The following is a 12,926-nucleotide window of genomic DNA, read 5'->3' as shown; positions in this document are numbered from 1 at the left end:
CCCCCGGTGGTCGCGGCCGCCGCCCGGGTCGCGGCCGCCGGGGGTTCACAAGCCAAGAGGTGACGCACGTAATGGCGGTTCTGACGCACACGAGTGCCCGGCGCAGAAGAAAGATCGGCGACAACGCCCTCGCCTACGCCTTCCTCGCCGCCGCACTGGTGTGCTTCGCGTTGTTCTCCTGGTGGCCGATGCTGCGCGGCATCATGCTGAGCTTCCAGCAGGACAACCTGGTCACCGACCCGATCTGGGTGGGCCTGGACAACTACGAGCGCGTCTTCGACGACCCGCTGTTCCTCACGGCGTGGTGGAACACGCTCAAGTTCACCGGGCTGGCGCTCGTGTTCGGCTACCTCGTGCCGTTCGCGCTCGCGATCCTGCTGAACGAGCTGCGGCACTTCAAGGGCTACTTCCGGCTGGCCGTGTACCTGCCGGTGATGCTGCCGCCGATCGTCAGTGTCCTGCTGTGGCAGTACTTCTACGATCCCGGCGCGGGCCTGTTCAACACCGTCCTCAGTGGACTGCACCTGCCCACGAGTGCCTGGACCCAGGACGCCGACACCGCGATGATCTCGCTGGTCCTCGTGTCGACGTGGGCCAACATGGGCAGCGCGACGATCATCTACCTGGCCGGCCTGCAGAACATCCCCGGCGAGCTGTACGAGGCCGCCGAGATCGACGGTGCCAGCCTCTGGCAGCGGCTGCGCTACGTCACGTTTCCGCAGATGCGTTTCCTGCTGCTGGTGATGCTTCTGCTGCAGGTCATCGCCACCATGCAGGTGTTCATCGAGCCCTACCAGCTCACCGGAACCACCACACCGTCGACGATCACCGTGATGATCCTCGTCTACCGCTACGCGTTCGTGGTGAACCAGGACTTCGGGCTCGCCGCGGCGATGAGCGTGCTGCTGTTCATCGTGCTCGCGTTGTTCTCGGCGGTCTATCTCCGCCTTACCCGGGGCCAGGAGGACACATGACGATGACCGCGCCGCCGCGTCACGCCGCACAAGCGCAACCCCGGGCGGCCGCGCCCAGGCGACGGAAGCCGCTGGGAAGCGGCCCGAGAACCCTCATCTCCGAGAAGGAGCTGAACCGGACCAGGTCGCGCGTCATCTACTGGATCGTGCTGACGCTCACGATGGTCGGGTTCACGATCGCGTTCGTCTTCCCGCTGTACTGGATGTTCGCCAGCGCGGTGAAGTCGCCGGCCGAGTACGCGCAGACGAACCCGACGCTGATCCCGCAGACGTTCCATCCCGAGACCTACAGCGACGCCTGGACCCGCCTCGACATCGCGAAGTTCTTCGTCAACACCGTCTACTACGCGATCGGTGGCTGGCTGTTCCAGATCGTCGTCGACGTGGCGGCGGCGTACGCGTTGTCGAAGCTGCGGCCGATGTTCGGCAAGGTCGTGCTCGGGCTGATGCTCGCGAGCCTGATGCTTCCCGCGTCGGCGCTGCTGATCCCGGCCTACCTCACGGTCGCCGACCTGCAACTGCTGAACACGCCGTGGGCGTTGTGGCTGCCGGCCGCCGCGAACGCGTTCAACATCTACGTCCTCAAGCGGTTCTTCGACCAGATACCCAACGACCTGCTCGACGCGGCCGCGATCGACGGCGCGGGCCGGCTGCGGGTGCTGTGGAGCGTGGTGCTGCCGCTGAGCCGTCCGGTGCTCGCGGTCATCTCGATCTTCGCGATCATCGCGATGTGGAAGGACTTCCTGTGGCCGCTGCTGGTGCTGCAGGACCCGGAGTCGCAGTCGTTGAGCGTCGCGCTGTCCCGGCTCGCCGGCACCACGTTCGTCACGCCGACCGAGCTGATGGCGGGGCTGGCGATCGCCAGCATCCCGATGATCGCCGTTTTCCTTGTTTTCCAGAGGCAGATCCTGGCCGGCCTCTCGGCCGGCAGTATCAAGGGTTAAAGAGAGCAGGTACTACGTGTCGACTCAGGCATGGTGGCCCGGTGCGGCCATCTACCAGGTGTACGTGCGCAGCTTCGCCGACGGGAACGGCGACGGAGTCGGCGATCTGGCCGGTATGCGGTCGCGGCTGCCGTACCTGGCGGAGCTTGGCGTCGACGCCATCTGGGTGACGCCGTGGTACCCGTCGCCGATGGCCGACGGCGGCTACGACGTGGCCGACTACCGCGCCATCGACCCTGCGTTCGGCACGCTCGCCGAGGCGGAGAAGCTCATCGAGGAGGCGCACTCCCTCGGTCTCCGCATGATCATCGACGTCGTGCCGAACCACGGTTCGGTCGACCACGCCTGGTTCAAGGCGGCGCTGGTCGCCGGTCCGGGAACGCCTGAACGGTCGCGCTTCATCTTCCGGGACGGGCGTGGGGACCAGCCTCCGAACGACTGGGAGTCGATCTTCGGGGGACCGGCGTGGACGCGGGTCCACGATGGACAGTGGTACCTGCACCTGTTCGACCCCGGCCAGCCCGACTTCAACTGGCAGAACCGGGAGGTGCGGGCCGAGTTCGAAGACGTGCTGCGGTTCTGGCTCGACCGGGGCGTCGACGGCATCCGCATCGACTCCGCGGCCGTCCTCATCAAGGACTTCGACCTGCCGCACCCGGAGTCCTACACCGACCGCGACGGCATCCACGAGATCTACCAGGGCTGGCGCCGGGTCACCGACTCGTACGCCGACGACCGCGTGCTGATCGGCGAGATCTGGCTGCCCGACCACGAGCGCTTCGCCGCCTACCTGCGTCCCGACGAGATCCACACCGCGTTCAACTTCATGTTCCTCAGCGCCGCCTGGGACCCTGCCGTGCTGCGCGAGTGCGTCGACGCCACGCTGGCCGCACACGCACCGGTCGACGCACACGCCACGTGGGTGCTGTCGAACCACGACGTCACCCGCCATGTCACCAGGTACGGCCGTCCCGACACGACGTTCTCGTTCGGCGGCAAGCTCTTCGGCACCCCGAGCGACCTCGCCCTCGGCACGAGGCGCGCCCGCGCCGCGGCGTTGCTGATGATGGCCCTGCCCGGTGCCGTCTACGTCTACCAGGGCGAGGAACTGGGGCTGCCGGAACTCGAGACCGAGATCCCGGACGAGCTACGCCAGGACCCCTTCTACAGGCGCTCCAACTACACCGACCCCGGCCGGGACGGCTGCCGCGTGCCCATCCCGTGGAGCGGCGACACGTCGCCGTTCGGCTTCTCCCCGGCCGATGCGCGGGAGAAGCCCTGGCTTCCCCAGCCGGACGGCTGGCGCGCCTACACGGTGACCGCGGAGTCCGGAAACCCGGACTCGATGCTCTGCCTCTACCGCGAGGCGCTGCGCCTGCGGCGCTCGACCGGTGCCCTGGGCGCCGGCACGATCGAGTGGCGGACGGACGTCACCGACGGGGTCCTGGCCTTCGACCGCGAGCCGGGCTTTACCTGCGTGGCGAACCTGAGCCCGGCGTCGGTGGACCTGCCCCCGCACACGGAGGTGCTGCTCACCAGCGTGCCGCTGGAAGACGGACGGCTGGCGCCCGACGCCACCGCCTGGCTGCGCCGCTAACGCCCGGCGGGCCGCAGGCCGAGGCGCTTGCCGACCAGCGAGTCGCGCCGGACGGCCAGGGTGTCGGCGATCGCCGTCAGCGCCCTGGCCGCCGGCGACTCGGGTGCCGCGAGCACGATCGGGGTGCCTTCGTCGCCGAGTTCGCGAAGCTTCGGCTCGAGCGGGATCTGGCCGAGCAGCGGGACCTTCGCGCCGATGCCCTGGGTCAGCGAGTCGGCGACCGTCTGCCCGCCGCCCTCGCCGAACACGTCCATGCGGGTGCCGTCGGGCAGCTCCAGCCACGACATGTTCTCGACGACGCCGATGATGCGCTGGTGGGTCTGCAGCGCGATGGCGCCGGCCCGCTCGGCGACCTCGGCGGCGGCCTGCTGCGGGGTGGTGACCACCAGGATCTCCGCGCTCGGCAGCAGCTGGGCCAGCGAGATCGCCACGTCGCCGGTGCCCGGCGGCAGGTCGAGCAGCAGCACGTCGAGGTCGCCCCAGTAGACGTCGGCGAGGAACTGCTGCAGGGCGCGGTGCAGCATCGGCCCGCGCCACACCACCGCGGCGTTGCCGGGGGTGAACATGCCGATCGAGATGACCTTGATGCCGTGCACCGCCTGCGGCGGCATGATCATGTCTTCGACCCGGGTGGGCCCGCCGTCGACGCCCAGCATGCGGGGCACCGAGTGGCCGTAGATGTCGGCGTCGACCACGCCGACCGAGAGGCCGCGCTTGGCCAGCGCCGCCGCCAGGTTCACGGTGACGCTCGACTTGCCGACCCCGCCCTTGCCGCTGGCCACCGCGTACACGCGGGTCCGCGACTCCGGCTGCGCGAACGGGATCACCGGTTCGGCGCCCCCGCCGTGCCCGTGGCCCGCGTGGCTGCCGCCGCCGCTACGCAGCTTGGCCTGCAGCTCCTGCCGCTGCTCCGCGGTCATCGCCCCGAAGTCGATCTCCACCGCGGTGACGCCGGGCACCGACGTGGCGGCCGCGGTGATGTCCTGGCGCAGCTTGTCCTTCAACGGGCAGCCCGACACCGTGAGCAGGATGCCGATCCGGGCCAATCCGTCAGAGCCCACCGAAACGGACTGGACCATGCCCAGCTCGGTGATCGGCCGACGGATCTCCGGATCCTGGACATTGGCCAGTGCGGCGGCGACGGCCTCGTCGAGCGTCGGTGCAGGGGCTGACATTCCTGCAACTGTACTCAGTTGATTGCGCCCGCCTCCGCGGGCGCGGGACCCGGGTCCGTTGTCTGCGCCCGCCTCCGCGGGCGTGACCCATCAGCGGCGCGGGGCGGGCTTGTCGAGGACCTCGTCGTCGTCGTAGCCGTCGGCGGCGGCTTCGGCTTCGCTTGCCGGGTCGGACAGGGCGCGCACGTGCTTGCGCAGCTCCTTGCGGTCGGCCTTGCTGCGGCGGTGCGCCGCGTCGTCGAGCTCCTCGGCCATGCGGGCCAGCTCCGAACGCAGGAAGTCACGCGTCGCGACCTCGCCCATCGCGATCCGCAGAGCCGCGATCTCCCTGGCCAGGTACTCGGTGTCGGCCTTCTGCGCGGTGGCCCGCCGGCGGTCCTCCTCCATCGTCAACCGGTCGCGGTCGGCCTGCCGGTTCTGCGCCAGCAGGATCAGCGGCGCGGCGTAGGAGGCCTGCAACGACAGGATCAGCGTGAGGAACGTGAAGGTATATGGGTCGAAACGGAGGCCAGCAGGCGCGAGAACGTTCCAACATATCCACGCGAGGATGAACACCGTCATGTAGACGAGGAACCGGGCCGTGCCCATGAACCGGGCGATGCCCTCGGAGAACCGGCCGAAGGCTTCCGGGTCCCACCGCGGCAGCGAGATGCGACGCGGATCACGCGGCTGGTCGAGCCGCCGCCGGTCGGTCGTCCGGTCGGGCACGCGCTCAGCCATTGGGCACCGCCGGCACCGGAACCGTGGCGCGGTCGCGCCAGTCGCGCGGCAGCAGGTGATCGAGGACGTCGTCGACGGTGACGGCGCCGACCAGCCGGTCCTTGTCGTCGACCACCGGCATCGCCACGAGGTTGTAGGTGGCCATCCGCTGAGTGATCTCGCCGAGCGGCGCCTCCGGCGACAGCGGGTCGATGTCACTGTCGATCATGCCGCCGACCAGAGCCGACGGCGGCTCGCGGAGCAGACGCTGGAAGAACACCACCCCCAGGTAACGACCGGTCGGGGTGGCCATCGGCGGCCGGGCGACGAACACCTGCGCGGCCACGGCGGGGGCGAGCTGGGGTTCCCGGATGCGGGCCAGCGCCTCCGCGACGGTGGCGTCGGGCGCGAGGATCACCGGCTCGGACGTCATCACCGAACCGGCCGTGCCCTCGGTGTACGCGAGCAGCTGCCGCACCGGCTGGGCCTCGTCGGGCTCCATCAGATCGAGCAGCGCCTCCTGCTCGCCCTCGGGCAGCTCGGCCAGCAGGTCTGCCGCGTCGTCGGGGTTCATCTCCTCGAGGATGTCGGCCGCGCGCTCCGGGGCCAGCGCCGCGAGGATCTCGATCTGGTCGTGCTCGGGCAGCTCCTCCAGCACGTCGGCGAGCCGCTCGTCGTCGAGCGCCTCGGCGACCTCGAACCGGCGCTTGTCGTTCAGGTCCTGCAGGGCGTTGGCCAGGTCGGCCGGGCGCATGTCGTGCAGCAGCGCGAGGATGCCGGCAGTGCCGTGATGGTCGCCGATCCCGGCCAGGCCGCGCACCTCCGACCAGGAGACCTGGCGGAGCTGGCCGCGGCGGGTGAGCAGGCCGGTGTACTCGCGGATGGCGACCTTGTTCAGCGACCAGTTGCCCGACCGGTCGACCTCCATCGCGACGTCGACCACGGTGGCCGACGCGTCCGTCGCGGCCACGGTGACCCGCCGGTCGAGCAGCTGCTCCAGCACCAGCAGCTCGCCCTGGCGCTTCTCGAACCGGCGCAGGTTGAGCGTGCCGGTACCGAGGACGACCGCCTCGGCATCGATCGCCTCGACCCGGCCGATCGGCAGGAAGATGCGGCGGCGCATGGGCATCTCGGCGACCAGGCCGACCACCCGGGGCGAGCCCGCCGCCCGGGGACGCGCCACCGCGTCGCGCACCCGGCCCACCTGGTCTCCGTTGGGGTCGAAGACGGGAACACCGGCGACGCGGGCCAGGAAGATCCGGGACGCGGTCACGCGAACAGCCTATGGGACAGCGGGTTACACCTGGTTACAAGGTCGGCTGCTGCGCCGCGTCCTCGATGACCGTCGCCCGGGATGCGCGCGCCGCGCCGACGAGGACCACGGCGACCCCGACGGTGAGGATCGCCAGACCCGGCACGCTGCGGACATCGGGAAGCTGGTCGATCAGCAGCCAGCCGAGCAGTGTCGCGCCCGGCACCTCGAGCAGCAGCAGCACGTTGACGGTCGTCGCGGAGACCCGCTGCAGCGCGTAGTTCACCATCGTGTGCCCGAGAAGCTGCGGGAACACGGTGGTGCCGACGATGGCGAGCCACGCCGTGGCCGGGAAGTCGACCAGTTCGGTGCCGGTGGCGAGGCACACCACGAGCAGGGCCAGCGCGCACACGGAGTAGCTCGTCGTCGAGTAGACCGTGGTGCTGACGACCGTGCGGGCCCGCTCGCCCAGCGCGAAGTACACCGCGCCGGCGACGCCGCCGATCAGCGCCAGCACGTCGCCCAGCACGGCGTCGCCGGAGACGGCGAAGTCGGCGCCGGTCGCCAGTACCGCGCCGGCGACGGCGATCGCGATGCCGATCCAGGTCACGCGCGGGAGGCGGGTGCCCTGCGCGGTGGCGATCACCGCCGACCAGATCGGCGTCGTACAGACCAGCGCCGTCGCGGTCGCGACCGTCGTCAGCTTGGCGCTCGGTACCCACGTTCCGAAGTGGACCGCGAGCGCGAGCCCGCTGAGCACGCACACCGCGAGCGTGCGGCGGTCATGGCGGACCAGGTCGGTGAACTGCGCCCGGCCGCGGGACCCCGCGGCGGCCGGCCCGAGCACCGCCAGCGAGAGCGCGTTGCGCCAGAACGCCAGGGCGAGCGCCGGCGCGGCCGCGTAGGCGATCAGCGGCGCCGAGGTGGAGACGCTCACCACCGCGACGCATAGCGCGAGCACCACCGGGAAGCCGAGCCTGGACACGGTGCCCCATCGTGCCAGGTTGCTCAGAGTCGCCTTGCCGACACGTTTGGTTGAGTTTCAGGGCTGGGTACGTTGCGAGAGCTGTGAGTCACTTTCTGTTGACCGGCCCGCTCCGGGCCGTCGTTTTCGACTACTTCGGAACCTTGAGCCGTGCGGTCCGACAGGGGCCGGCACACGCCCGGATGGCCCGCAGCCTCGGGTGCGAGCCCGAGTCGTGGCTGGACCTCATGTCGCGCACGTTCTACCTGCGGGCCACCGGCCGCCTCGGCAACCCGCTCGACGTCCTCTACGGTCTGGCCCGGATCCTCGGCTCGCGACCGTCGGCGCTGACCCTGCGCTCGGTGCGCGCGGAACGGATCGCGACCATCGGCGCCGACGGCCCGCTGCGGCCGGACGCGGTGCCGGTGCTGGCCGGCCTGCGCGAACGCGGCCTGCGGACGGCCGTGGTGAGCGACTGCTGGTACGAGCTGCCCGAGCTGCTGCCTGAGCTGCCGGTGTACCCGCTGCTCGACGTGCACGTGTTCTCGGTGCGGGTCGGGCGGTGCAAGCCGCACCCGGCCCTGTTCCTCGAGGCCTGCGACCGGCTCGGGGTCGCGCCCGCCGAGTGCCTGTACGTCGGCGACGGCGGCAGCCGGGAGCTCACGGGTGCGACCGCCGTGGGCATGAGCGCGGTCCGCCTGGACGCACCAGACCTCACCGGTCACCTCACGTTCCAGCCGGACCAGGCGTTCCGCGGTCCGTCGGTGACCTCGCTCCGTGAGGTACTGCCGCTGGTCTGTGGCGATCTTGAGGGGAGCGGCGGGACAATCGGTGCCTGATCATCGGCGACCCTCCGCGTGGAGGTGGGCAGAGTGATCCCTTCCGAGGCTGTTGGGGTGGAGCAGGCGGACGGCGCGGCCCTGGCCCGGCTCGCCGCCGCCGTGGTGCGGGCACGCCTCACGGGGCGCCCGGTCCCCGACGACGTACCCGACCGGGCCGCGCTCACGGTGCCCGGCGCGTCATTCGTCACGCTGGAGGCCGGCGGGCGGCTCCGGGGATGCATCGGCACGATCGAGGCGGCTCGCCCGCTCTACCTCGACGTGATCCGCAACGCGCAGCGCGCCATGCGTGACCCCCGCATGGCACCGGTGGAGGCGGCCGAGTGGCCCGCGCTCGACGTGAAGGTAGCCGTGCTCGCCCCCGGCCGCGCGATCCCGGCCGGCACGCGGGCAGAGTTCGTGGCGGCCCTGCGCCCGGGCGTCGACGGGGTCCTGATCACCGACGGGGAGCGCCGGGCCACGTTCCTGCCCGCCGTGTGGGCGAAGCTGTCCGACCCCGACGTCTTCGTCGACTCCCTGCTGGCCAAGGGCGGGTGGCCCGCCGCCGGGTGGCCGCCGGGGCTCACCGCCTCGACGTACACCACCGCGGAGTACCGCGACCGTTCGCCGCGTCAGCCCTTGTGACGAGGGGTGGGTCAGCCTTTGTGACGCCGCACCCGGTGCAGGCGGAACGGCCGCTTCGTCGGCCGGGCCGCCCCGCTCGGGCGCGGCGGCGCGGCGAGCGACCCGTCGGGCAGGTCGGTTCCGGTGATCGCGTCGCTGCCGGGCCGTAGGGCGTAGACCACGTTGGTGGACGCCCACCGCGCGACCACCTCGTCGGTGCTGCCCGCCGCGTTGAGGCGCTTGCCGGCCAGCTGCGGGGCGACCTTCTCCCACTCCTCGCCGCTGGGCTCGACGCGGGTGACCGCCGCCGGCCAGGTGACGACCCGGCCGCCGTGGTCGCCCCGCAGCGTCACCTCGATGCCGTCGTGGAGCTCGCCCAGCTCCTGCTCACCGGGCCCGCTGACCACGTAGAGCGCGTCGTCGAACCAGGCGCACCAGGCCATCCGGCCACCGAGCCACGCCACGGCGGCCTTCTTGCCGACCTCGGGAACCAGCGGATGCGCCATCGCGCCGATCCTAGTGCCTAGTGCCTAGTGCTGGTTCCAGCCGATGCCGACGGCGGCGAGGCTGGCGTCCCACAGGCGAGCGGCCACCTGCGGGTCGGTCGCGTGCGGCGACGGCGTCTTCTCCTTGCGCTTGACGTAGAACGCGCCGGGACGCAGCTCGTTCGGCTGCGCCGACGCCAGCCACACCAGCGTGTCGGCGCCCTTCTCGGTGGAGATCAGGAACGGGTTGAACGCGAACAGCGGCCGCATCGCGGTGCCGGAGGAGAACCGGCTCCGCACGACGCCGGGATGGAAGCTCACCGAGGTGATGTCGGGCCAGCGCCGGTTGGCCTCCTGCGCGAACAGGATGTTCGCCGACTTGCTCGCCCCGTACGCCTTCCAGCCGGTCGTGGCCGACAGGTCGGCGGGGTCGATCGCCTGGCTCTTGTGCACGTCGGACGAGGTCACGACGAGCCGGCCGCCGCGCAGCTGCTCCCGTACCAGGTGCGCGAGCAGGAAACCCGCGAGGTGGTTCACCTGGACGGTCTGCTCGTGACCGTCCACTGTGGTCTTATTGCTCAGAACGACCTGGCCGGCGTTGCTGGCCAGCACGTGGATCTTCCGCAGCCGTTGGCGCAGCTGGTCGCCGAGCAGGTGCACGTCGTCGAGACGGCTGAAGTCGGCCTCGTACGACAACGGGCGCGGCCCACCCGCGGCGGCGACCTGTTTCACGGCCTCCTGCAGCCGCTCCTTGTTCCGGCCGACGAGCACGATGCCGGCGCCGCGCGCGGCCAGCGCGGTGGCGCCGGCGAGCCCGATGCCGGAACTCGCGCCGGTGATGACGATGACCTGACCCGTGAGATCGCGCGCTGCGGCAGCCACGCGCCGAGGCTACCTTCGCCACATCCGCCGCCGCCGCACGAGGGGCACCGGCGGGCTGACACAAAATAGACAGGTGCGCTCCCGTAGATCGTGCCTGGCCGTGCCGGGCTCCAGCGTCAAGATGCTCGGCAAGGCCCAGGGGCTCCCCGCCGACCAGGTGTTCCTCGACCTGGAGGACGCGGTGGCCCCCCTGGCGAAGGCGGAGGCCCGGAAGAACGTCGTCGCCGCCCTCAACGAGGGCGACTGGGGCGGCAAGGTGCGTGCGGTGCGGGTCAACGACCTGACCACCGAGTGGACCTACCGCGACGTGGTCGAGGTGGTCGAGGGCGCCGGACCGAACGTCGACTGCGTGATGCTGCCCAAGGTGCAGAACGCCGGCCAGATCCAGTGGCTCGACATCACGCTGACGCAGATCGAGAAGGCCGTCGGTCTGGAGGTCGGCCGCATCGGCATCGAGGCGCAGATCGAGAACGCTGTCGGGCTCGTCGAGGTCGACGCGATCGCGGCCGCCTCGCCCCGGCTCGAGACGATCATCTTCGGTCCCGCCGACTTCATGGCCTCGATCAACATGCGGTCGCTGTCGGTCGGCGCACTGATCCCCGACTATCCCGGTGATCCATATCACTACATCCTGATGCGGATCCTGATGGCGGCCCGCACGCACGACCTGCAGGCCATCGACGGCCCGTTTCTGCAGATCCGCGACGTCGATGGCTTCCGTGCGGTGGCGAAGCGGTCGGCCGCCCTCGGGTTCGACGGCAAGTGGGTGCTGCACCCCGGCCAGATCGAGGCGGCCAACGAGGTCTACGCGCCGTCGCAGGAGGACTACGACCACGCCGAGCTGATCCTCGACGCGTACGCGCACTACACGTCGGAGGCGGGCGGCAGGCGCGGTGCGGTGATGCTGGGCGACGAGATGATCGACGAGGCGTCGCGGAAGATGGCGCTCGTGATCGCGGCGAAAGGCCGGGCGGCCGGCCTCACGCGCACGTCACGGTTCGAGGCTCAGTAGGTCGAGTAGGGTGACGGCTCGTAGTCGGGGGTCGACGTCACCAGCCACACGAAGAAGATGACGTACACGGCCCAGCCGATGATCGTGAGGGCGAAGACGATCCAGCCGACGATGACGCCGGTGAGCGCCATGCCGTCGCCGTCCTCACCGCGCTCGCGGATCTGGCGCCGGGCGACGTGACCCATGATCGCGCCGACGATCGCCGGGAACCCGCAGACGACGATGCTCGCCAGCGACACGACCATCGCCGCGATGGCGAGACCGTTGGTCTGACGCATCGGCGCGGGCGGCTGGTACCCGTACCCGTACCCCGGGCTGGCCGGAACGGCCGACTGCGGGTACCCGGGGTACTGGCCCTGGTAACCCGGATCTGAGTAGGGCTGGTTCGGGTTCGGCCACGACTGGTCTGACCAGTTGCCCGGCTGCTGCCCATACGACATGATCATTGCCTCGCGGGTCGAAGGAGTCTGCGGGCCAGCGTAGCCCGCCGCCACCACCCCACGGTGTCCCCCATTGCGCCAGGCTCGGGCGCTGCGGGTGTTTCGTACCCGTTGTCGTTGCTACCGCTCCGTACGCCAGGCAGGATCGGCCTATGGTTTCCGACCCTCGAACCAGGCGACCCAACCTGCGTTCCGTCCCCACCGGCAGCAACGTCGAGGGTGGGGCCGGCGCCGCACCGGCCGGCGAGTCGTTCGGTGACTCGTTCCCGGAGCGTCTGGCCGGTCGTACGGCCCTGGTCACCGGCGCCGGCAGCCCCGACGGCATCGGCTACGCCACGGCCCGGCGGCTGCGGGCGATGGGCGCCAACGTGGCGATCGTGTCCACCACCCGTCGCATCCACGAGCGGGCGGGCGAGCTGGGCGTCACCGGTTTCGTCGCGGATCTGACCGTCGAGGCCGAGGTCGGCGCGCTCGCCGACGCGATCGCCGAGCAGATGGGCACCGTCGACATTCTCGTGAACAACGCGGGCCTCGCGAGCAAGGCCAGCCCCGAGGTGGTCCGTCCGGTCGCACAGCTGACCTACGAGGAGTGGCGCACCGAGATCGACCGGAACCTCAGCACCGCGTTCCTGGTGAGCCGGGCGTTCGTCGGTGGCATGACCGAGCACGGCTGGGGCCGCATCGTGAACCTCTCCGCGACGGCCGGGCCGGTCAACGCTCTGCCGGCCGAGGCCGGTTACGCGGCGGCGAAGGCGGGTGTCGTCGGGCTCACCCGGGCCCTGGCGATGGAGCTGGTCGCCGACGGCATCACGGTGAACGCGGTGGCGCCGGGCATCATCCACACGGGTGCGTCGACGCTGGTGGAGCTGAAGCAGGGCTACGGAACCCCGATGGGCCGTCCCGGCACCCCCGACGAGGTGGCGGCGACGATCGCGTTCCTGTGCTCGCCGAGCGCGTCGTACATCACGGGCCAGATGCTCGTGATCGACGGCGGCAACAGCGTGCGCGAGGCCCAGTACCAGTACTAGTAGCCCGTGTCGCAGGTTCGCGCGCAGTCATG

The 12,926-nt window shown here is 70.8% G+C and carries 14 protein-coding genes; 7 read left to right on the top strand and 7 right to left on the bottom strand.

Going from position 1 to position 12,926, the window contains the following annotated elements; genetic code table 11:
* Positions 1-71: 71 nt before the first annotated feature.
* Genes Voc01_RS46430 through Voc01_RS46420 form a run of 3 tightly spaced genes read left to right on the top strand, consistent with a single transcriptional unit; the run spans position 72 to position 3,515 of the window.
* On the top strand, positions 72-974 hold the full coding sequence (locus Voc01_RS46430; protein ID WP_203934183.1) for a carbohydrate ABC transporter permease: 903 nt from the start codon (positions 72-74) through the stop codon (positions 972-974).
* On the top strand, positions 971-1,918 hold the full coding sequence (locus Voc01_RS46425) for a carbohydrate ABC transporter permease (protein ID WP_203934182.1): 948 nt from the start codon (positions 971-973) through the stop codon (positions 1,916-1,918). The genes Voc01_RS46430 and Voc01_RS46425 overlap by 4 nt, the downstream gene beginning before the upstream one ends.
* A gap of 16 nt (positions 1,919-1,934) precedes the next feature.
* Positions 1,935-3,515, top strand: a complete 1,581-nt coding sequence (locus Voc01_RS46420; RefSeq protein WP_239160991.1) for a glycoside hydrolase family 13 protein — start codon at positions 1,935-1,937, stop codon at positions 3,513-3,515.
* Here the strand turns inward: Voc01_RS46420 and Voc01_RS46415 are convergent.
* The 4 genes from Voc01_RS46415 to Voc01_RS46400 all read right to left on the bottom strand — a co-directional run bounded on the left by Voc01_RS46415 (position 3,512) and on the right by Voc01_RS46400 (position 7,626).
* Positions 3,512-4,690, bottom strand: a complete 1,179-nt coding sequence (locus tag Voc01_RS46415) for an Mrp/NBP35 family ATP-binding protein (RefSeq protein ID WP_203934181.1) — start codon at positions 4,688-4,690, stop codon at positions 3,512-3,514. The genes Voc01_RS46420 and Voc01_RS46415 overlap by 4 nt on opposite strands.
* Positions 4,691-4,780: 90 nt before the next feature.
* On the bottom strand, positions 4,781-5,410 hold the full coding sequence (locus Voc01_RS46410) for a DUF1003 domain-containing protein (protein WP_203934180.1): 630 nt from the start codon (positions 5,408-5,410) through the stop codon (positions 4,781-4,783).
* Positions 5,403-6,662: a magnesium transporter MgtE N-terminal domain-containing protein gene (locus tag Voc01_RS46405; protein WP_203934179.1), complete on the bottom strand. Its 1,260-nt coding sequence runs from the start codon at positions 6,660-6,662 to the stop codon at positions 5,403-5,405. The genes Voc01_RS46410 and Voc01_RS46405 overlap by 8 nt, the downstream gene beginning before the upstream one ends.
* A gap of 34 nt (positions 6,663-6,696) precedes the next feature.
* Positions 6,697-7,626: a DMT family transporter gene (locus Voc01_RS46400; protein WP_239160990.1), complete on the bottom strand. Its 930-nt coding sequence runs from the start codon at positions 7,624-7,626 to the stop codon at positions 6,697-6,699.
* Between the two features lie 83 nt (positions 7,627-7,709).
* Here Voc01_RS46400 and Voc01_RS46395 point away from each other — a divergent pair, with 83 nt between their 5' ends.
* Positions 7,710-8,444, top strand: coding sequence for an HAD family hydrolase (locus Voc01_RS46395; RefSeq protein ID WP_239160989.1), 735 nt, complete (start codon positions 7,710-7,712; stop codon positions 8,442-8,444).
* A 57-nt stretch (positions 8,445-8,501) separates the two neighbouring features.
* On the top strand, positions 8,502-9,068 hold the full coding sequence (gene amrA, locus Voc01_RS46390; protein WP_203934178.1) for an AmmeMemoRadiSam system protein A: 567 nt from the start codon (positions 8,502-8,504) through the stop codon (positions 9,066-9,068).
* Between the two features lie 11 nt (positions 9,069-9,079).
* Here amrA and Voc01_RS46385 read toward each other — a convergent pair whose 3' ends face one another.
* Both Voc01_RS46385 and Voc01_RS46380 read right to left on the bottom strand, forming a co-directional pair.
* Positions 9,080-9,553 (bottom strand): hypothetical protein, encoded by a 474-nt coding sequence (locus Voc01_RS46385; protein ID WP_203934177.1) that lies wholly within the window; start codon positions 9,551-9,553, stop codon positions 9,080-9,082.
* 24 nt (positions 9,554-9,577) lie between these two features.
* Positions 9,578-10,414 carry an SDR family NAD(P)-dependent oxidoreductase gene (locus Voc01_RS46380; protein WP_239160988.1) on the bottom strand — a complete coding sequence of 279 codons (837 nt, stop codon included), beginning with the start codon at positions 10,412-10,414 and terminating at the stop codon, positions 9,578-9,580.
* Positions 10,415-10,487: 73 nt separating this feature from the next.
* On the opposite strand from Voc01_RS46380, the gene Voc01_RS46375 reads away from it, so the two are divergent.
* A complete protein-coding gene (locus Voc01_RS46375; RefSeq protein ID WP_275423827.1) occupies positions 10,488-11,426 on the top strand; it encodes an HpcH/HpaI aldolase/citrate lyase family protein in 939 nt (312 codons plus the stop codon).
* Here the strand turns inward: Voc01_RS46375 and Voc01_RS46370 are convergent.
* A complete protein-coding gene (locus Voc01_RS46370) occupies positions 11,420-11,866 on the bottom strand; it encodes a DUF4190 domain-containing protein (protein WP_203934176.1) in 447 nt (148 codons plus the stop codon). The genes Voc01_RS46375 and Voc01_RS46370 overlap by 7 nt on opposite strands.
* Positions 11,867-12,018: 152 nt before the next feature.
* Between Voc01_RS46370 and Voc01_RS46365 the strand changes: the two genes are divergently transcribed.
* Positions 12,019-12,894 (top strand): SDR family NAD(P)-dependent oxidoreductase, encoded by an 876-nt coding sequence (locus Voc01_RS46365; protein ID WP_203934175.1) that lies wholly within the window; start codon positions 12,019-12,021, stop codon positions 12,892-12,894.
* The last annotated feature ends 32 nt before the right edge of the window (positions 12,895-12,926 follow it).

Source organism: Virgisporangium ochraceum (assembly GCF_016863655.1).
GTDB lineage: Bacteria > Actinomycetota > Actinomycetes > Mycobacteriales > Micromonosporaceae > Virgisporangium > Virgisporangium ochraceum.
The sequence above is the reverse complement of the archived record's forward strand: the minus strand, read 5'-3'. Positions and strand labels throughout refer to the sequence as shown.

Coding starts and splice junctions, on each gene's coding strand:
- Voc01_RS46385 (WP_203934177.1), bottom strand. CDS start 9,553: ATGGCGCATCCGCTGGTTCCCGAGGTCGGCAAGAAGGCCGCCGTGGCG.
- Voc01_RS46410 (WP_203934180.1), bottom strand. CDS start 5,410: ATGGCTGAGCGCGTGCCCGACCGGACGACCGACCGGCGGCGGCTCGAC.
- Voc01_RS46425 (WP_203934182.1), top strand. CDS start 971: ATGACGATGACCGCGCCGCCGCGTCACGCCGCACAAGCGCAACCCCGG.
- Voc01_RS46430 (WP_203934183.1), top strand. CDS start 72: ATGGCGGTTCTGACGCACACGAGTGCCCGGCGCAGAAGAAAGATCGGC.
- Voc01_RS46415 (WP_203934181.1), bottom strand. CDS start 4,690: ATGTCAGCCCCTGCACCGACGCTCGACGAGGCCGTCGCCGCCGCACTG.
- Voc01_RS46370 (WP_203934176.1), bottom strand. CDS start 11,866: ATGTCGTATGGGCAGCAGCCGGGCAACTGGTCAGACCAGTCGTGGCCG.
- Voc01_RS46365 (WP_203934175.1), top strand. CDS start 12,019: ATGGTTTCCGACCCTCGAACCAGGCGACCCAACCTGCGTTCCGTCCCC.